The following is an 18,347-nucleotide window of genomic DNA, read 5'->3' as shown; positions in this document are numbered from 1 at the left end:
CGCAGCGCGGCGGCGCGCACGCCGCACGGGCCGGCGAGCACCGCGAGCGGCAGCGGCTCGCCCGCGCGCACCAACCAGTCGGGCGCGGCGAGCCAGGCCAGCGGCTCGGTAAACAGCAGCGTGCCGTCTTCGCGCGGCGGATCCTCGCCCGGTTCGTGCCGCACGATCACGGCATCGAGCCGGCGTTCGTCGTATTGCGCGAGCAGGCCGGTCGACGTTCCGAGATGCATTTCCAGCGACAGCCCGGGATCCTGCCGGTGCAGGCTCGTGAGCACGGCCGGCAGGTCGGGCACCGCGACGTGCTCGCTGACGCCGAGCGACAGGCGGTAAGTGCCCGCCGAGATCGCGCCGAGCGCGTGCTCGTGCGCATCGAGCAGCGCGCGGGCGGCCGGCAGGAAATTCTCGCCGTCCGCCGCCAGCTTGACGACGCGCGGCGTGCGCGCCAGCAGCGGTTTGCCGAGGTGGGCTTCCAGCCGCTTCAGCTTCAGGCTGACGGCCGATTGCGTGGTGCCGAGCGCATCGGCGGCGCGCGTGAAGCTGGCGAGATCGGCGACCAGCACGAACGCGCGGACAGCATCGAGATCGAGTACTTTCATTTCAAGTGTAAATGAATGAAATATCCATCAATGACTGTTCATTATAGATCGGCGGGCCTAACCTGACGCTGTGTTTCCGTTCTTCAACGTTACCCACCGACAGGAGCAGGACCATGCCATTCACCCGTATCGCCGTCCGCGAAGGCAAACCGGCCGCCTACCGCGCGGCACTCGTCGACGGCGTGCAACGTGCGCTGGTGCGCACGTTCAACGTGCCCGAGGACGACATCTTCATGGTCGTCACCGAGCATGCGGCCGAGAACTTCGTGTATGGCCGCCATTACCTCGACATCGAGCGCAGCGACGATCTCGTGATCATCCAGATCACCGCGAACAACACGCGCACGCTCGAGCAGAAGCGGGCGCTGTACCGGGCGATCGCCGACAACCTCGCGGAGCAGCCCGGCGTGCGGCAGCAGGACGTATTCATCAATCTTGTCGAGGTGCTGAAGGAGAACTGGTCGTTCGGCCATGGGCTCGCGCAATACGCCGTTTGACCTGCGACAGGCCGACAGGGCCAGACCGTCGCCGGCACGTTTTTGCGACGTGTACTATGGAAGCTGCTTCACGGGCGACGCCGGCGCGGATGATGCGCCGGCGATCCTTCATGTGCAGGAGCTTCCATGTCGCGTGTGCTGGAAATCGTGTTGTCGCTGTCGCTGGAAGGGTGGCCGGTCAAGGCTGCGAGTCGCACCCGCGGCACGCAGCGCGACTTCGGCGCCGAACTCGTGCGCGCGTGGCGGATCTGCCCGCAGGTGCGGATGCGTCGCGGCCATGAGCGCGTGACGATCGAGCCATGCCAGATCGAGGAGGCCGAAACGAGCCCCGGCGCGAGCTGGTGGACGTGGGTCGAGTCGAACGCGCATGGCAGGCGGGTCGTCGCGTCGCGTACGAAGGCGTTTGCGCCCGGCGTCACCGAGCGCGAACTGTTCGACGCGGAGCATGCGGGCATCGTCGTCGCGATGCCGTTACCCGTACCCGTGACGACGACCGCGGCCGATGCCGATGCACCGGCAGACGAAGTCAATGGCGTCGCGCCTGAGGCCGCCGAGCCTCCGGCTGCGGGTGCGCAGCCCGAAGCGTCGGCGCTGCGCCTCATGAGCGAACGGCGGCGCGGGCGGTGGGCCGACGACAGCGGCGTCGTGGTCGAGATGACGCTCGACGACATCACGCTGACCGGCGGCGGCGAGCCGCCGCGCCGCTACGTCGAGCTGCGCCTTGCCGCACCCGACTGGGAAACCGTCGCCGCGCGCACGGCCGCGCTGCATGCGCTGTTCGCCGCGGCGCGCGAGCTGAGCGGCGCATGGCCCGCCTTCGTGCAGCTGACGAGCGTGATCGACCGCGCTTGCGCGGGCGAGCTTGCGGCGGCCGGGCTGGTCAAGGCGCGACTCGTCGACCTGACCGGCATCCGCACGCAACGCGGCGCGTTGTTCGCGCTGGCCGGCGACATCACCGCGCAATGGCTCGGCAACGAGCGTGGTGTGCTCGACCACGACGATCCCGAATTCGTGCACCAGATGCGTGTCGCGCTGCGCCGCCTGCGCACGCTGATGCGCTTTTTCCCGCGCTTTGCCGACCGCGCATGGCAGGACACGCTCGGCGCCGACCTGCGCTGGGTCGCCGCGCTGCTTGGCACGGTGCGCGACTGGGACGTGTTTTCGACCGAAAGCCTCCCTGCGCTGATCGCGGCCGACGGCGGTGACGGCGACTGGGACGGCACGCTCGATGCCGCCCGCGCGCAGTCCATGGCCGCGCGCGTCGAGCTGCGGCAAGCGCTCCATTCGGCCCGCTATGCGCGGCTGACGCTCGGCTGGCTCGAATGGCTGGGCACGCTGGCGCTGCCGGCAGCCGAAGGCGACGACGCACCGTCGCTGCGGCGTCACGCAACCAAGCGCGTGCGTCGGCTGTTCGGCCATCTCTACGCGTCGCCGTCGCTCACGTCGCTCGATACGGCTGCGCGCCATCAGGTGCGGATCGACGCGAAGCGGCTGCGTTACGCACTCGAATTCTTCGCATCGCTGGCGTCGCGCCGCACGCGCAACGAGACGGTCAAGACGCTGACGCGCGTGCAGGGCGTGCTCGGCGAAGCGAACGACACGATGGTCGCACTGCATCACCTCGAGCAGCTGGCGGCGCCGCCGTACCAGCTCGGCTTCGTGCGCGGCTACGGCGCGGCGCTCGAACAGCGCGCCGCGCGCGACGCCGAGACGCTGCTCGCCAGCCTGCGTCCGCCGAAGCTCGACGGCAAGCCGGGCTGAGCGGCGCGCGCTGACTATAATGGCCGCCCGTTTCCCGAAGGCATGCCGATGACCGACGCACCGCATTCTTCCTCGTCCGCCGAACCGCTCGAACTGGGCGGCGAGCTATGGTTGCGCGCCGGCGAACAGACGCTCGGCGGCGCGACGCGCATCGCGCTGCTCGCGGCGATCGGCGACACCGGCTCGATCACGCGCGCGGCGAAGGCCGTCGGCCTCAGCTACAAGGCCGCGTGGGATGCAGTCGACACGATGAACAATCTCGCCGGCGAACCGCTCGTCGCACGTTCGACGGGCGGCAAGGGTGGCGGCGGCACGACGCTGACGCCGCGCGCGACCTCGCTGATCGCCGCATTCCGCACGATCGAGCGCGAGCATCGCCGCTTCATCGAGGCCGCGAGCGCGGCCGTTGCCGGCTTCGACGTCGACTGGGCGCTGATCGGCCGGATCGGGATGAAGACCAGCGCGCGCAACCAGTTGTTCGGCAAGGTCGCGTCGATCGTGCGCGGCACCGTCAACGACGAGGTGACGCTCGTGCTGCCGGGCGGGCAAGCGGTCGTCGCGGTGCTCACGCACGAAAGCGCCGATGCGCTCGGTTTGCAGGAAGGGGCGGACGCCTGCGCGCTGGTGAAGGCGTCGTGGGTCGTGCTGGCGGTGGACGATGCCGACCTGAAGGTGTCCGCGCGCAACCAGCTGAGGGGCAGCGTGGAAGCCGTGGCGGCGGGCGCGGTGAACAGCGAGGTGACGCTGGCGCTGGATGGCGGCGGGACGCTGACGGCCGTCGTGACCAACGACAGCGTTCAGGCGCTGCAACTCGACGCCGGCCGTCGGGCGATCGCGCTGTTCAAGGCGTCGAGCGTGATTCTCGCGGTGACGGGCTGACGCAGCAGGCAGGGCGGCGCGCGTCGACAATCGTGTGACGGACGGGGCGAAGCCGGCATCGCACAGCGCGTGCACGGCGCCGGCTTCGTTTCCGCTTTCAGCTTATGCCGCTACGCGCGGCTTCTCTCAGGCTCCAACGTGCCTGCCACGACCACGGCCTCGCGCGCTCAGGTGACGCGCGTCGGCCACTCGGCGTGCGGCGGGGTCGCCTGCACGCGTCCTTCGCTCAGCTGCACGACCTGGTCGCCGAATGCGGCGACGTCGTCGGGGTCGTGCGAGATCAGCACCATCGGGATATCGAGCCGCGCCTGCAGTTCGGCGAGCTCGTGGCGCATGCGCTGGCGCATCGCGCCGTCGAGCGCCGCGAACGGTTCGTCGAGCAGCAGGATCCGCGGTTGCGCGACCAGCGCGCGCGCCAGCGCGACGCGCTGTTTCTGCCCGCCCGACAGTTGCGACGGATACTGCCCTGCGAGCGTTTCCAGGTCGAACGCGCGCAGCCAGTACGCGACTTCCGGCGGCACCGTCTTCGCGCGCGGGTTGCGCAGCCCCGACGTGAGCCCGAACGCGATGTTCTGGCGCACGTTCAGGTGCGGAAACAGCGCATAGTCCTGGAACAGGTACGCGACACGGCGGTCGCGGGTCGGCACGTCGATGCGGCGCGCGGCGTCGAACAGCGCTTCGCCGTTCAGCGTGATCGAGCCTTCGTCGGGCGACAGCAGCCCGGCGATCGCCTGCAGCGTCATGCTCTTGCCCGCGCCGGACGGCCCGAACAGCACGACGCGCTGTGTCGTCGCGGTAAACGACATGTCGAGCGTGAAGCGGCGCTCGGCGTTCGCGTAGGTCTTGCGGATGTCGACGACGAGGCTCATGCGGGCCTCCGCCGAAGCCATCCGGCCGTGGAACGGAAAGAACGGAGCATGTGCTTCATGTCAGTTGGCTCCGCCGGGCGCGCGACGGCACGAGCCAGCCGGTCGCGAGCAGCACGAGCACGCAGGTGATCGACGTCACCAGCACGAGGAAGTTGGCCGTGTTGTCGTCGCCGGCCTGCACCGCCGCGTAGATCGCGACCGACAGCGTCTGCGTGCGGCCGGGCAGGTTGCCGGCGATCATCAGCGTCGCGCCGAATTCGCCGAGCGCGCGGGCAAACGCGAGCAGCGCGCCCGCGAGAATGCCGCGCGTGGCGAGCGGCAGCGTCACGCGGAAGAACACCGCGACTTCGCCGAGCCCGAGCGTGCGCGCCGCGCGTTCCAGATGCGGATCGACGCCTTCGAATGCCGCACGCGCCGACTTCAGGATCAGCGGAAACGCGACGACCATCGACGCGATCACCGCGCCCTGCCACGTGAACACGAGTTCGATGCCGAGCCTGTCGAGCCACGCGCCGAACACGCCGCGCCGGCCGAGCAGCACGAGCAGGTAATAGCCGAGTACCGTCGGCGGCAGCACGAGCGGCAGCGTCAGGATGGAATCGACGACGTCGCGCAGCGGCGAGCGCCAGCGCGCGAGCACGAACGCGGCCGCGACGCCGAGCACGATGTCGAGCACGGTCGCCCAGCCGGCGACCTTCAGCGACAACAGCAGCGGTACCCAGGCGTCTTGCATCGCGATACGCTCACTTGCCAGCGGGCTTGAAGCCGAACGTCGACAGCACGGCCTGGCCCTGCGCCGACGCGACGAAGTCGATGAACGACTGTGCCTGCGCGGCGTGGCGGCTGTCCTTGACCACGGCGATCGGATAGGTGATGGCCGTCTTGGTCGGCACCGTCAGCGCAACTTTCACGCGGCCCGGCATGATCGCGGCGTCGGTGCCGAACACGAAGCCCGCGTCGACCTCGCCGCGCGCCACGTAGTCGAGGCTCTGGCGCACGTTGGCGGCCAGCACGCCCTTCGCGCTGACGGCATCCCACACGCCGGCCGCGCGCAGCGCGCCTTCGGTGTAGCGGCCGACCGGCACCGATGCCGGGTCGCCGTAGGCGATGCGCTTCACGCCGGGCGCGGTCAGGTCGTTCAGCGACGTCGGCGCGGCCGCATGGCCCTCCGCCGGCACGATCAGCACGAGCGAATTCGCCGCGAAATCGCGACGCGTGCCGGGCACGATCACCTTTTCGTCGGCCGCACGATCCATCGCCTTCTGGTCAGCCGACGCGAACACGTCGGCCGGCGCGCCCTTGGCGATCTGCTGCATCAGCACGTCCGATGCGCCGAAGTTGAACAGCACCTTGGTGTCCGGGTGCTGCTTCTCGTACGCTTCGCCGACGGCCTTGAATGCGTTCGTCAGGCTGGCGGCCGCCGACACGACCAGTTCGTCGGCGGCGGAAGCGGGTGCGCTGAATGCGATACCGGCAGCGGCAAGCGTGGCGATCGGCAGCAGGCGGAGCAGGGTGCGGCGAAGCGGACGGACGGTTGAGCGCATGGTGGATTCGTTTTTGAATGGGTGGAAACCGTAATCGTAATATAGGGCGGGTTATAACGCTCGACATACCGTTCATGCGACGGCGCGCATGAAATGGTCAGACCTGAAAAGGTGCGGCCGGGCGGCCCGTCACGTACGGAGCGTGTGCGTCGACGATTCGGTGCGCTGCAGCGACGACGGCTGCGATGCGGGATGGTAGTTCGGGTTGGCTTTCCAGCGCGCGCGGACGAACGGGCGCTCGTGGCCCGACAGTTGCAGCGCGACCTTGGTGACCCAGCGATGCGACGGCACGGTGATGCCGTGCAGCGCGACGGTGACGATCGCGAGGCTCGCGACGACCGCCGGCACCGACCAGCGGTGGGGCACCGCGCGCCACGAGCCGGCGATGAACGCGAGTGCGGCGATCGCGCCGACGATGCAGCCGGTGATCGATTCGGACGGCGAATGCGCGTCGAGCGCGACGCGCGACACGCCAACCGCGATGCCGGCCGCGAGCCCAAGCGCGATCCCGGCGATGCGCACCGGCGTGCGCGTGCGGATCAGCGCGAGGAAGATCGCGACCGGATACACCGACGTCGACAGCATCGCATGGCCGCTGAACCCGGTGAAATCCCACGCGCGGATGCCGATGCCCCAGCCGAGGAACGCGATCTTCGTGAGCGCCACCACACCGATCGCCGCCGCCAGCACGCCGAGCCATGCGGCCGCGCGCTGCCACGAGTAGCCGAGTGCAAGCCAGATGGCGATCGTGATCGCGAGCGGCAGGGTCAGGCCGGCGCCGCCGAACGCGGTGATCATGATCCACAGGTGAGACGACAGGTCGAACATCGGGAAGGGGACGAACGAAGGCGGGGAGAATGCTTAAATCAACGCGCGAGCCGGAAAGAACGACTACAACGGATACAAGCGGCGAAACACCAGTATAGCGCCGCGTATGCATGAGGCCCGTTTTTTGCGCCGCCGGGAACTATCCGCATGCAGGAAAAATCCCAGAAACAATGTTATGGTGCATTGCACAAAGTCGAACGATGCATCCATTGCGGCGCCTTCATGGCGCCCCTATTTTTCCTGACTGCGAGCCCGATCGATGACCAAAAGTCTGACCAAGGTGTGGCTGGGCGGCATGAAACGCATGCTGTCTCCGGCCGCGAAGCGCGCGGCGCGCGATGCGCAGCGCATCACACGCGACGCACTCGAGGTTGCGGCCTCTCCGGCCGTATCCGATCTGTCCCCGCCACGCGAATCGCGCGTGCGGCCGCGTGCCGCCGCGTGGGCGGCGGGCGAGTGGACGCGCGGAGAACATCCGATGGCGCCCGCGCTCGGGCGTCTCGTCCAGAATCTCGCATACGGCCTGTATGTGCCGCCGGGCCGCCGGCGCGGCGCGATGCCGCTCGTCGTGATGCTGCACGGCTGCCAGCAGTCCGTCGACGAATTCGTGCAGGGCACGCGGATGAATCTGCTGGCCGACAAACATGGTTTCGCGGTGCTGTATCCGGAGCAGTCGCTGCGCGCACACGCACATGGCTGCTGGCACTGGTATGAAGATACCGACCGCGCGGGCCGCGGCGAAGCGAACACGGTGGCGTCGCTGGTCGACGCGCTCGTCGACGCGCATGGTTTCGACGCGTCGCGTGTCTACGTCGCGGGGCTGTCGGCCGGCGCGGGTCTGGCGTCGCTTCTTGCACTGCACCATCCGGACCGCTTCGCAGCCGTGGCACTGCACTCGGGTCCCGCGTTCGGCGAGGCGAATTCCGGCATCGCCGCGATGGACGTGATGCGACGCGGCCTGCGGCAGAATCCGGCCGCGGTGGTCGATGCGCTGGTCGATGCGGCTGCGTATCCGGGCATGCCTGCGCTGATCGTCCAGGGTGACGGCGACCATGTCGTCGCGCCGAAGAATGCCGACCAGCTGACCGTGCAGTTCATGCGCCTGAACGGGCTGGCCGACGCCCGCGGCGCATTGCGCGGCGGCGAGCGCGTCGAGACGCGCGAAGCCGGTGCGCAGATCACCGACGTCTGCCGCGACGGCGAGCCGGTCGTACGGCTCTGTCATGTGAAAGGGCTCGATCACGCGTGGGCCGGCGGCGACGAAGCCGTGCCGTTTCATGCGGCGGTCGGCCCCGATGCAAGCGCGATGATCTGGGCTTTTTTCGAGGCGAATCAACGCACTGTGGCGACCGAACGACGCATCGGCTGATCGAGCTGGCCAAAGCCTAGGGTTTTCCCTATAATTCGGGAATACCCTAGTCAAAGAACCTTTGGATTGCGAGATCGACCATGTACCTGCTGAGCCACCTCTTCCTGATGCTGACCAAAAACGCTGAAAAGGCCTCGAAAGAGCGCGCCGAAGCGTACCTGGCCGATGCCACCGACATCTACGATCTCGAATTCCGCATGCGCAAGATCGATCGCGAAGCGGCGATGAACCGCCCGTACTCGATCGGCTCGCGCTAAGCAGCGCAGGCGGGCGCGCTAGCCCGCCGCTTCGACGAATCGCGCAAAAGGGCGCGTGCGGCATGTAGCCGCACGCGCCCTTTTTGCATGCGTGGTCCTGCGTCGCGTCAGATGACCGTCAGGCGGACCGGCACGTTGTTGCGCGTCGCGTTCGAATACGGGCACACGTGGTGGGCTTTTTCGACCAGCGCCTGCGCGTCGGCCTTGTCGAGCCCCGGCAGCGATACACGCAGCTCGACGTCGAGCCCGAAGCCGCCTGCGTCGTTCGGGCCGATGCCCACTTCCGCCGTGACCTGCGTATCGGCCGGCAGTGCCTGCTTGTTCTGGCCGGCGACGAATTTCATCGCGCTCAGGAAACAGGCCGAGTAACCTGCGGCAAACAGCTGCTCCGGATTCGTGCCTTCCGCGCCCGTGCCGCCGAGTTCACGCGGCGCGGCCAGCTTCACTTCCAGCTTGTTGTCGGCGGATACTGCGCGGCCGTCGCGGCCGCCCGTGCTCGTGGCGCTGGTCTTGTACAGAATGTTCATCGTGCAGCTCCTGTCGGGAAAAGGGGAAAAGCGGTCCGGTCAAACGGGATGTCGCCGGCCACGAAGAAAATATAGAACACAAATCATTAGTGTGCAAATGAAATTTTGAAGAAAAAGCCCGGCGATGCCGGGCCGATCGGTCGGCGCACGGGCTCAGCGTTCGTTGGCGGCCGACAGCGCGTCGCGCAACTGCTGGAGATCGGCGCGCAGCCTGACCAGGAATTCGGGTGTCTGCTGCATCGCGCAAAAGAGATCGGCGGGCACCGAGCGCGCGCGCTCCTTCAGCGCACGGCCTTCCGGCGTCACGCGCACGTTCACGACGCGTTCGTCGGCCGCGCTGCGCACGCGTTCGACGTATCCGAGCGCCTCCAGCCGCTTGAGCAGCGGCGTGACGGTGGCCGGATCGAGATCGAGCCGCGCGGCGATGTCCTTCACGGCGATGTCGTCGCGCTCCCACAGCACGAGCATCGCGAGATATTGGGGATAGGTCAGCGACAGCTTGTCGAGCAGCGGCTTGTACGCCTTCGTCATCGCGTGCGAAGTCGAGTAGAGCGCGAAGCACAGTTGCTCGTCGAGCGTCTGGGGCAGTGCGGGTGGGCGGTCCATGATTCCGGAGGCGCGACGGACGCGCGAACGATTTGTACGCAAATTATTTTGCGCGCAAAAGATCGGGTTGAACAGGGGCGCCCGGCGACGGGGCAGCCGGTGATCGATACGGGAAAAGGGGAGAGGCCGGAAGCGCGCCGGGAGACGACCCGGCGCGGTGAACGACATGACGGCCGGCGACGCGCGCCGGCCGGAGAGGCGTCAGCGGCCCGACGTGGTGGTCGTCGCGCCCGGTTCCTGTATGCCGAAGCAGCCGCGATAGGTCGCGTAGAACGAGCAGTACAGCATCGTGACGATGATGATCGTCACCGGCATCATGATCGTCAGCGCATACGCGCCGGCGCCGAGCGCCTGCAGCAGCAGCGACAGCGCGAGCGATGTGCCGAGCGCGACGGCGAACCACAGCACGCCGTACACGACGAACGCGCCGCGATTGCGCCAGCAGCTGACGACGCTGAAGAACAGCGCCTTCGCGGGCGGGACGTCATGCCACGCGACCAGCACCGGTGCGAACCAGAACAGCATCGCGACCGGCAGATAGAGCAGCGTCGCGAAGAACAGCGCGCCGAGCGTGCCTTGCGCGGCAAGCGTCTCCGGCGTCGCGTTCGCTTCGTCGGCCGCGCCCATCATCACGTGGAACAGCGCGCCGCCGTCGACGAACGACGAAGCCGCGAACACCAGCACCATCGATGCGACGTAGATCACGCCGAGCACGAGCAGCCGCTGGGTCGCGACGGTGCCGTACGAGCGGAAGCCGTCGACGAGGATCGTCGGCATCACGGTCTTGCCGGCCACCGTGTCGCGGCACGCGGCCATGAAGCCGACCGCGATGCCGGGAATGAACACCAGCGGCAGCGCCGAGCCGATCACGGGCACCATCGACACCAGCGTAATGGCGAGCAGGTACGTGAAGAACAGCGTGATGAACGCGAGCGGATTCCGGCGGAACAGCCAGATGCCTTGACGGAACCAGACATAGCCCGTTTTCGCGGGCACTTCGATCAGTTGCATGCGGTGTGGATCTCGGGAAGCGCGGGCGTATGCGCGATACGCTCACGCAGGATGCGTTCGAAATGGCCGGGGTCGTGCGGCTTGAGCATCTCGGCCGCGCGCGGCAGGTAGAAGTCGTACAGGCGCGACACCCAGAAACGGTACGCGCCCGCGCGCAGCATGTCGCTCCAGTGGCGGCGTTCCTCGGCCGTGAACGGCCGGACCGTCTGGTACGCGCGCAGCAGCGCATCGGCGCGGGCGACGTCGAGCACGCCGGTCGCGAGGTCGACGCACCAGTCGTTGACGGTCACAGCGACGTCGAACAGCCACTTGTCGCAGCCCGCGAAATAGAAGTCGAAGAAGCCGCCGAGCCGCACCGCGTGGCCGGTGCCGGGTGCCGCGTGCGCGAACAGCACGTTGTCGCGGAACAGGTCGCAATGGCACGGACCGGCCGGCAGCGCGGCGTAGTCGTCCGACGCGAAGAAGGCCGCCTGGTGCGCGAGTTCGCCTTCGAGCAGCGTGCGTTGCGTGTCGGTGATGAACGGCACGATCGCCGGCACGTTCTCCTGCCACCACGGCAGGCTGCGCAGGTTCGGCTGGTTGTTCGGATAGTCGCGCCCCGCGAGGTGCAGGCGCGCGAGCATCTGCCCGACCTCGATGCAGTGTTCGACCCCCGGCGCGAGTTCGGCCGCGCCGTCGAGCTTCGTGACGATCGCGGCCGGCTTGCCGTGCAGCTCGCCGAACAGCGCGCCGTCGTCACGCGGAATCGGATCCGGCACGGGTACGCCGTGGCCGGCCAGGTGGCGCATCAGGTCGAGGTAGAACGGCAGCTGTTGCGCCGAGAGCTTTTCGAAGATCGTGAGGACGTATTCGCCGCGCGTCGTCGTCAGGAAGAAATTGCTGTTTTCGATACCGGACGGAATGCCGCGGAACGCAAGCACGTCGCCCAGTTCGTAGTGGCGCATCCATTGCGCGAGATCGGAGTCGGAAACAGCAGTGAAAACGGCCATGCGGAATGCGTCAGGTCAGGGTGTCGGCACGCGGGCGGCGTGCATCGCGACAGCAGGTGAAGGGGCGGCGCGGCGCGATCGGCGCGGCGCGCCACGGAATCAGTAGCGCAGGTTCAGCGACGGCAGGCGCGTGATCGGGATGCCCGCGTCGTGCGGCTTCGGCGACGTGTCGGGCGTCGAGCTCATCTGGTAGCGCGTGCCGAAGTTCGACTTCACGTCGATCTCGACCGGTTTGCCGCGGTCGCGATACTCGGTGACTTCGGTGCCGTTCTTGCTCTTTTCGTGGAAGCTCGGCGTGCGGCGGATGTCGGCGAAGTCCACTTTCGACGTGACTTCGGCGCCCGGCCGGTTGATCTTGCGGAGATCGGGCAGGCCGGCGGCCTCGTTGGCCTCGGCCCGGGCCTGCGCGTCGGCGTCGGGCGTGCCGCCGGCGGCGTAAGCGGCGCTGGCGGCGGCAAACGCGGCGGCAGCGACGACGAGAATGAGCGGCTTCATGATGAGTCTCCAGTGAACCTAGCGATTTTAGCAAATACTGCGCGCCATCCGGCCCTGGCGTGCGCAGGGGCGGCCATGAGGGCGACCGGGTTCCGTGGTAATGTCGTCCGATCAGACGAGGTGATGAAAATGAAGAACGATTTGAGCCGCCGGCACCGAGTGCTGTCGCCCGAAAGCCCGTCGGTCGAGGCTTTCGACGATCCGATCGCCGCCGTTGCGCGGCTGTCCGCCATTTACGACACGAATACGGGGTTCCTGCGCGACGCCTTCGCGCGCTATCGCCGCCACGAACCGATCACCGAGCACGTGCGCGCGTGCTATCCGTTCGTGCGGATCCGCACCGACGTGAACACGCACGTCGATTCGCGCCGTTCGTACGGTTTCGTCGCAGGCCCCGGCGTATTCGAGACGACGGTCACGCGCCCCGATCTCTTCGCGAACTACTACCGCGAGCAGCTGCGCCTGCTGTCGAAGAACCATCATGTCAAGATCGAGATCGGCGTGTCGTCGCAACCGATTCCGATTCATTTCGCGTTTCCGGAAGGCATCCATCTCGAGGGCGAGCTCGACCGCGACCGCCTGCTCGCGATGCGCGACATCTTCGATACGCCCGACCTGTCGTACCTCGACGACCGCATCGTCAACGGCACGTTCGAGCCGGCGCCGGGCGAGCCGCATCCGCTCGCGCTGTTTACGGCCGCGCGCGTCGACTTCTCGCTGCACCGGCTGCGTCACTACACGGCGACGTCGCCCACGCACTTCCAGAACTATGTGCTCTACACGAACTACCAGTTCTACATCGACGAGTTCGTGAAGCTCGGCCGCACGGTGATGACGGAGAGCGACGACCCCGAGGTGCGCGCATACCGCAGCCAGTACAGCTCGTTTGTCGAGCCGGGCGATGTCGTCACGTACAACGCGAACCTCGGCAGCGAGCCGGCAGAGGGCGCCGCGCCGCCGCGCCTGCCGCAGATGCCCGCGTATCACCTGAAGCGCGCGGACGGCAGCGGGATCACGATGGTCAACATCGGCGTCGGTCCGTCGAACGCGAAGACGATCACCGATCACATCGCGGTGCTGCGCCCGCATGCGTGGGTGATGCTCGGCCACTGCGCGGGGCTGCGCAATACGCAGCGCCTGGGCGACTACGTGCTCGCACACGGTTACGTGCGTGAGGATCACGTGCTCGACGCCGACCTGCCGCTGTGGGTGCCGATCCCGGCGCTGGCCGAAGTGCAGCTTGCGCTCGAGCGCGGCGTGGCCGACGTCACGCGGCTGGAGGGGGTCGAACTGAAGCGCGTGATGCGTACGGGCACGGTCGCGAGCGTCGACAATCGCAACTGGGAGCTGCGCGACCATCGCGAGCCCGTGCAGCGGCTGTCGCAGAGCCGCGCGATCGCGCTCGACATGGAAAGCGCGACGATCGCCGCGAACGGCTTCCGCTTCCGCGTGCCGTACGGCACGCTGCTGTGCGTATCGGACAAGCCGCTGCACGGCGAGCTGAAGCTGCCGGGCATGGCCGACACGTTCTATCGCGGGCAGGTCGACCAGCATCTGCAGATCGGCGTGAAGGCGATGGAAATCCTGCGCACGAACGGGCTCGACAAACTGCATAGCCGCAAGCTGCGGAGTTTTGCGGAAGTGGCGTTTCAGTAACAAGCCATTGCGGTATAAGGCTCCCCGGACAATCTGGGGAGCCTTCGTGTCTAACATGAGCGCCAGTGTCAAACTTGCGCGCGTCAATGGGACTGGTTGGACACGTTCTACTTCGCGCGACTTCGTGTAGTGCGCCGTCATGCTTTCGGTCGTGTGGCCTGCCAGTGATTGCGCTGCCGCGGCTCCCCGCTGCCGCTTTAGATCGGTCAGCGCCTTCGCCCGCAGATCGTGGAAGTGCATGCCAATCAGGTGCAGCGGGTTCGGGGTGATCCCCCTCTCGTCGCAGTCTTTCTCGTAGGCCGATCGTGCGCGCTGGCACGCGCGCTTCCATCCTGAGTACGCGCCGATGTACGTGAAGCGGCCGCCGGCATGCGTGCAGATCACTGGCCCGATGGCGGTAATCTTCCCGCCGCGCGCCAGGTCGAGTGTTTCTCGCAGCTCGGGCGTCATCTCGATCAACAGGCGCACGCCGCTGCTGTTGACCGTCTTGCTCGGGTGAAACGAAATTCCCTCGTCGGACACGTTCTGCCAGTTGAGCGCGAGAAGATCGCCGATACGTTGAGCGGTCTGGTACGCCAGGTCGATCAGGCAGAGGATCGACCGTGCGGACGATGTCTTGTAGCCGGCACCGGAAACGATGGCCGCCCGTACTGCGTCCAGCTCGTCGTCCGTAATGTAGCGATCCCGCTTCTTTTCCCTGGCCGCGCTGATCTCGCGCGCGGGATTGCGGTCGCAAAGTCCGCGCCGAACAGCATGCATGAAGATCAGCGACAGCAATGCCTTGTGTTTGTTGCTGCTGCTCGGCTTGTCGTGGAAATGCTTGTCCAGAAACCGAGCGACGTCGGCCGGCCTGACGTCCTCGACTAGCCACTGGGGGCCAAACTCTTTCCGAATGAGGCCAATCATCTTGACGTAGTTGCTGCGAGTCTTCGGCGCATACGCCGGGCCATACGTCGACATCCCAGGGATCGCGGCGGAACAAGTCGCTGATGCCGATCTTCAGCTCGTTGATGCCCGGATCTTCGTTCGGTGCTTTGTAGTTTGTGCACACGGTCTGCTCCCTTTACGTTGTCGCATCAATCAAGGCGCGGGGCACTGTGCGGGGAAAACGTACGATAGGTTTGCACCTCGGCTGTTCTTCAGCGATCCGTTTCCGGTACGCCCTTCCGGCTCAAAATCAATTTCGATGCGTTCTCGACCAACAGACCACCTGGTCGCAACGATCGAGATGTAGCCGCCGCCTGGGCCGCTCCACGGCTGTTGCCTGACCTCGATAGTCGGTTGACTTCCGTATCTTCCAACCATCTCGCGCAGTTGGGGCACATACTCAGTGTCGAAGTCCAGTCCCCTGGTGTACGCGACAAGCCGTCCTTTGCAGAACGAGAAGTTCGCAGGACCCAGCTCCGTTAACTTGTCGTCCTGACCGTAGCGGGCTTCCATATAGACTCCGGCTACCGAGTTGCTTGGGGCAAGCTCCCAGCCCTGCCTACGGACGACAGTAACTACCTCGTTCACGCTCATTCCGGTTCGGAAACCGTCAACGTCAAACGCCGACGCCGAGACCGACGCCGTAGCAACCACCACGGCAAGAATTGGCTTTTTCATGTTCACCCCGTCTGCCGCTGACTCATCGCATTCACGACGCGATCACGCACATCCAGCGCATGGGGGACGTGAATTTGCTGTCCCCATTATGTCGCCCTGGCGCTGTCAATTGCACCGTATCGGGAATCGGTGCGTGCAGCTACACTGTATAAATATACAGGTGTTTGTGATGGGTAACGTACGATCAGGCTATGGCCTATTCATCCCGAAGCTCGACGGCCACCCGTGTTGGACTTGCGAGCACTGGAGCGGATACGTCGCGGGTAGCGACAGGACGGCCGTGTGCTTCCAGCCGGGCGCCGAGCACGTGCGCGCGATTGCGGTATCTGGCTGCGCATTCTGGGTCCGGGCGATCAGGCTGGATGAACTGACGGACGCGCAATGCGACGCGTTTGTGCAGCGATACCAGCCGGAATATCTGTTTCCGAAGCGCCCGCGCCCGCTGCGGAAATGAGCAGTCGGTCGGTAGCAAAAGGCCGCCAGGCACTTCGGTGCTGGCGGTTTTTTTTTTGCCTATGCCCGCGTATGGCCGTAGCAGGTTCACGCGCCCTCAGAGCGGCCTACCGCGCGGATGCGCGCCGCAGGTTCGCCGACATGCGGTGTGCCCATGGAGAGGCTGCTCACGCGCGCCAGGGGCCGCCTCGACGTGGCGGGTCGGGCCCTGATGAGGCTCACGCAGGCCCGGCGCGCGCAGTTGTGACCCCGCCCCACCTGCCCGCAAAATCGAGTGGTTTTTATGCACGCATGCACTGGCGGCTCGGGGCCGGCCGGCGCGGGCCGCGCGGCGGTCGGCGGCCCGATGCTTCTATGCGCCTTTATGCACCGTGATTATGCAGTCGCGCGCGTTTGCCAATTTCATGTACGCTCCGGCCATTCAATTATGAGCCGGGGGGAATATGTTGGCAGCGTGCGAGGCGAAAGCCATTTACTTTGCACTGACGGGGCGTGCGCCTGTTTCGGCGATCACATTTCCAATCGGCCACATCGATGTCAGCGCATCGACATCGTCGGGAATGTCTGGGGCGCAATCCATCTGGTTTGAATTGGTGAAGGGCGTGCCGGCGGCGGTCGTAGCGCTTGTGGTCGGAATCGTCGGCGGCCTGATTGCGTGGCGGCAATACCGCGTCGCGCGGGCGAAACTGAACCTCGACCTGTTCGAAAAGCGCTACGACCTGTTTATGGTCGTCTGGACGTTTGTATCTGGCGTTGTGCAGGGCTCGGAGCGACGGTTCAACTCGCCGGAGAGGATCGCGATGATTAACCTCTTACCCAAGATGGAGTTCTTGTTCGGGAATGACCTTGCGGAATACGTGCAAGAACTCAATTCACGGCACGCTTCCTTGTGGGCGATTAAAAATGCCGTCGCGCGAAACAACGACGTAATGCCGGAGGAGCACGTTCAAGAGCACCTTGAGCTGATGAGATGGTTTACTGGCGAGGCGTTGAACGGCGTTAGGGTACGGTTCGGCGAGTACCTGAATTTTGAAGAGTGGCGTTGAAGGGCGGAATTTGCGCGTTTCCCAAAGCGTGTACCGATGTCGCCACGGCGATCGGGGCTGCATTGCTGTTGCACGTTGCGGTTGAGAAGCCCACCACGGGGCCCTTAAAGCGGGGCGTGTTATATGCGCTCGGCGCGTTGCAGCGCTACGTTCCTGCCCGCGTGACGCGTTGGCGGCAGGACAAAATTCAGCACGGTGGAATGGCTGGCCGCGTACCGCGCTTGTAAAGCGCCGAAAAGCGAAACTGCAGCATGGTTTCACTGTCTCGACGCTTTGTCCGTTTCCCTTTCGCTAATCCAATTTCACAAACTTGGGTTTCGGCGAAATGATCTTCGGCGCCATAGCCTTGACGTGCAGCCAGTCGGGGGCGTTGACGCTGACGAGACGATGATTGCTTTCGACCAGGTCCTGCTGCGCAGCCTCGTTGAGAGCATCTTCGATCTCAACCGCCAAGGCATCGGGATATTTCTCGAGCTGCTGCTGGACGAGTTGAGCTTTGGCGGAAGGCTTTGTGTAGTAGGGCGGGGTCGGCTGCCTGCCGAGCGTGCAGATTGCACGCGCGACGGCGTGATATGCGTCATTGAACAGCCCCATGAAGCCATTCGGATCCGCGAGCGTCACGACCCACAACCCGTGTTCTTGGCTGAACGAGACGCCTTGACGGTTACGACGGTCGGTAGATTCGGGAACGATACCGACACGCAGTCCCTTACCACCTTCGAGTAGCCCGAAGTTCGATTTTACCGTCGCTGCGAAGTAGCGCGGATCATCTTCAGCCGAAAGGAACAGGTCGGTCTTCCAAATTTTCTTAATTCGCTCGTTCAGCGCGTGCTCTGCTGCATGGCCTTGAGCGGCCACCTGCACCCAAGGCCCGAAGCGAAAGGGCCTCCCAGTGCCTTGGGGCAGTAAGTAGGCGTCGGTACCGGCTTCATCGATCATGGCATCGGTGAAACCGAGATATTTCGCCCGCTCCTGACCGAAGAGCATGGAGCGCGGCTCGGCGTCCTTCACGTATTTCGATGCGCGGCGCAGTGCTTCTGCGACGGGATTGGTGACAGACGGTTCTCGGCCTAGGATGGCCTCGTGAACCGCCCACTCGAACCCGTCGCCGCGCACACCTTTGTCGCGTTCGATGCGAGCGACTTTCGCCAACTGGCGCATCCTGACTTCTTTCAACGGCGTATTGAGATCGCGCAGGTCCTCGTTCGATAGAGAGTCGATGTGTGCCCGTAGGATCGACCGCGACACGGCATAAAGAGCGCGACCGTACTCGTCGATTGGGGCGCTTTGTTCGATGAAGGTGATGTTTGCGCTAGCTTTTTGTTCTACGGGCGGCATGTCGCGAAAGTGGCCTCGTGT

19 protein-coding genes and 2 pseudogenes are annotated in these 18,347 nt (G+C 65.8%); 7 read left to right on the top strand and 14 right to left on the bottom strand.

Features of this window, described 5'->3' with window-relative positions; all coding sequences use genetic code 11:
* Window positions 1-596, bottom strand: a 596-nt coding sequence (locus BLA15945_RS15125; RefSeq protein ID WP_174992789.1) for a LysR family transcriptional regulator, incomplete at its 3' end; no start/stop codon positions are given.
* Window positions 597-709: 113 nt separating this feature from the next.
* Here BLA15945_RS15125 and BLA15945_RS15120 point away from each other — a divergent pair.
* The 3 genes from BLA15945_RS15120 to BLA15945_RS15110 all read left to right on the top strand — a co-directional run bounded on the left by BLA15945_RS15120 (window position 710) and on the right by BLA15945_RS15110 (window position 3,733).
* The gene (locus BLA15945_RS15120; protein WP_174992788.1) at window positions 710-1,093 is read left to right on the top strand and encodes a tautomerase family protein; all 384 of its coding nucleotides are present in this window, start codon (window positions 710-712) and stop codon (window positions 1,091-1,093) included.
* Window positions 1,094-1,219: 126 nt separating this feature from the next.
* Window positions 1,220-2,854, top strand: a complete 1,635-nt coding sequence (locus BLA15945_RS15115) for a CHAD domain-containing protein (protein ID WP_174992787.1) — start codon at window positions 1,220-1,222, stop codon at window positions 2,852-2,854.
* A gap of 48 nt (window positions 2,855-2,902) precedes the next feature.
* On the top strand, window positions 2,903-3,733 hold the full coding sequence (locus BLA15945_RS15110; RefSeq protein ID WP_174992786.1) for a TOBE domain-containing protein: 831 nt from the start codon (window positions 2,903-2,905) through the stop codon (window positions 3,731-3,733).
* Between the two features lie 167 nt (window positions 3,734-3,900).
* Here the strand turns inward: BLA15945_RS15110 and BLA15945_RS15105 are convergent, their stop codons facing one another.
* From BLA15945_RS15105 to BLA15945_RS15090, 4 genes are all read right to left on the bottom strand, one after another.
* Window positions 3,901-4,602: a sulfate/molybdate ABC transporter ATP-binding protein gene (locus BLA15945_RS15105; protein ID WP_059237333.1), complete on the bottom strand. Its 702-nt coding sequence runs from the start codon at window positions 4,600-4,602 to the stop codon at window positions 3,901-3,903.
* A 55-nt stretch (window positions 4,603-4,657) separates the two neighbouring features.
* Window positions 4,658-5,335, bottom strand: a complete 678-nt coding sequence (modB, locus tag BLA15945_RS15100; protein WP_174992785.1) for a molybdate ABC transporter permease subunit — start codon at window positions 5,333-5,335, stop codon at window positions 4,658-4,660.
* A gap of 10 nt (window positions 5,336-5,345) precedes the next feature.
* Window positions 5,346-6,146, bottom strand: coding sequence for a molybdate ABC transporter substrate-binding protein (gene modA / locus BLA15945_RS15095; RefSeq protein WP_059237331.1), 801 nt, complete (start codon window positions 6,144-6,146; stop codon window positions 5,346-5,348).
* A 129-nt stretch (window positions 6,147-6,275) separates the two neighbouring features.
* Complete coding sequence (locus BLA15945_RS15090; protein ID WP_059237330.1) at window positions 6,276-6,974, bottom strand: phosphatase PAP2 family protein; 699 nt, start codon at window positions 6,972-6,974, stop codon at window positions 6,276-6,278.
* 259 nt (window positions 6,975-7,233) lie between these two features.
* On the opposite strand from BLA15945_RS15090, the gene BLA15945_RS15085 reads away from it, so the two are divergent.
* Both BLA15945_RS15085 and BLA15945_RS15080 read left to right on the top strand, forming a co-directional pair.
* A complete protein-coding gene (locus tag BLA15945_RS15085) occupies window positions 7,234-8,343 on the top strand; it encodes an extracellular catalytic domain type 1 short-chain-length polyhydroxyalkanoate depolymerase (RefSeq protein ID WP_059237329.1) in 1,110 nt (369 codons plus the stop codon).
* A gap of 80 nt (window positions 8,344-8,423) precedes the next feature.
* Entirely contained in the window at window positions 8,424-8,600 is a 177-nt protein-coding gene (locus BLA15945_RS15080) for a DUF3563 family protein (RefSeq protein ID WP_081051934.1), read from the top strand.
* 107 nt (window positions 8,601-8,707) lie between these two features.
* On the opposite strand, the gene BLA15945_RS15075 is transcribed toward BLA15945_RS15080, so the two are convergent.
* The 5 genes from BLA15945_RS15075 to BLA15945_RS15055 all read right to left on the bottom strand — a co-directional run bounded on the left by BLA15945_RS15075 (window position 8,708) and on the right by BLA15945_RS15055 (window position 12,228).
* Window positions 8,708-9,127, bottom strand: a complete 420-nt coding sequence (locus BLA15945_RS15075; protein WP_059237328.1) for an organic hydroperoxide resistance protein — start codon at window positions 9,125-9,127, stop codon at window positions 8,708-8,710.
* A 153-nt stretch (window positions 9,128-9,280) separates the two neighbouring features.
* A complete protein-coding gene (locus BLA15945_RS15070; protein ID WP_174992784.1) occupies window positions 9,281-9,733 on the bottom strand; it encodes a MarR family winged helix-turn-helix transcriptional regulator in 453 nt (150 codons plus the stop codon).
* A 201-nt stretch (window positions 9,734-9,934) separates the two neighbouring features.
* A complete protein-coding gene (locus BLA15945_RS15065) occupies window positions 9,935-10,744 on the bottom strand; it encodes a BPSS1780 family membrane protein (RefSeq protein WP_059237326.1) in 810 nt (269 codons plus the stop codon).
* On the bottom strand, window positions 10,735-11,733 hold the full coding sequence (locus BLA15945_RS15060; protein ID WP_174992783.1) for a homoserine kinase: 999 nt from the start codon (window positions 11,731-11,733) through the stop codon (window positions 10,735-10,737). Before BLA15945_RS15060 ends, BLA15945_RS15065 begins: the two co-directional genes overlap by 10 nt.
* A 99-nt stretch (window positions 11,734-11,832) precedes the next feature.
* Complete coding sequence (locus BLA15945_RS15055; protein ID WP_021160838.1) at window positions 11,833-12,228, bottom strand: hypothetical protein; 396 nt, start codon at window positions 12,226-12,228, stop codon at window positions 11,833-11,835.
* 129 nt (window positions 12,229-12,357) lie between these two features.
* Between BLA15945_RS15055 and BLA15945_RS15050 the strand changes: the two genes are divergently transcribed.
* The gene (locus BLA15945_RS15050; RefSeq protein WP_059240771.1) at window positions 12,358-13,884 is read left to right on the top strand and encodes an AMP nucleosidase; all 1,527 of its coding nucleotides are present in this window, start codon (window positions 12,358-12,360) and stop codon (window positions 13,882-13,884) included.
* A 174-nt stretch (window positions 13,885-14,058) separates the two neighbouring features.
* Here BLA15945_RS15050 and BLA15945_RS15045 read toward each other — a convergent pair.
* The 3 genes and pseudogenes from BLA15945_RS15045 to BLA15945_RS15040 form a co-directional block, all read right to left on the bottom strand.
* Window positions 14,059-14,643 (bottom strand): annotated as a pseudogene (locus BLA15945_RS15045) (tyrosine-type recombinase/integrase); the annotation flags it as partial.
* Window positions 14,644-14,815: 172 nt separating this feature from the next.
* Window positions 14,816-14,935: pseudogene (locus tag BLA15945_RS37670) on the bottom strand (DUF159 family protein); the annotation flags it as partial.
* 29 nt (window positions 14,936-14,964) lie between these two features.
* Window positions 14,965-15,489, bottom strand: a complete 525-nt coding sequence (locus BLA15945_RS15040; RefSeq protein WP_174992782.1) for a hypothetical protein — start codon at window positions 15,487-15,489, stop codon at window positions 14,965-14,967.
* An 896-nt stretch (window positions 15,490-16,385) separates the two neighbouring features.
* On the opposite strand from BLA15945_RS15040, the gene BLA15945_RS15035 reads away from it, so the two are divergent.
* Window positions 16,386-16,988: a hypothetical protein gene (locus BLA15945_RS15035; RefSeq protein WP_174992781.1), complete on the top strand. Its 603-nt coding sequence runs from the start codon at window positions 16,386-16,388 to the stop codon at window positions 16,986-16,988.
* A 291-nt stretch (window positions 16,989-17,279) separates the two neighbouring features.
* On the opposite strand, the gene BLA15945_RS15030 is transcribed toward BLA15945_RS15035, so the two are convergent.
* On the bottom strand, window positions 17,280-18,326 hold the full coding sequence (locus tag BLA15945_RS15030; protein ID WP_174992780.1) for a hypothetical protein: 1,047 nt from the start codon (window positions 18,324-18,326) through the stop codon (window positions 17,280-17,282).
* Window positions 18,327-18,347 lie beyond the last annotated feature (21 nt).

It is taken from the genome of Burkholderia arboris, from assembly GCF_902499125.1.
GTDB classification, from domain to species: Bacteria; Pseudomonadota; Gammaproteobacteria; order Burkholderiales; family Burkholderiaceae; genus Burkholderia; species Burkholderia arboris.
This window is presented reverse-complemented; position numbering and strand designations above follow the sequence as displayed.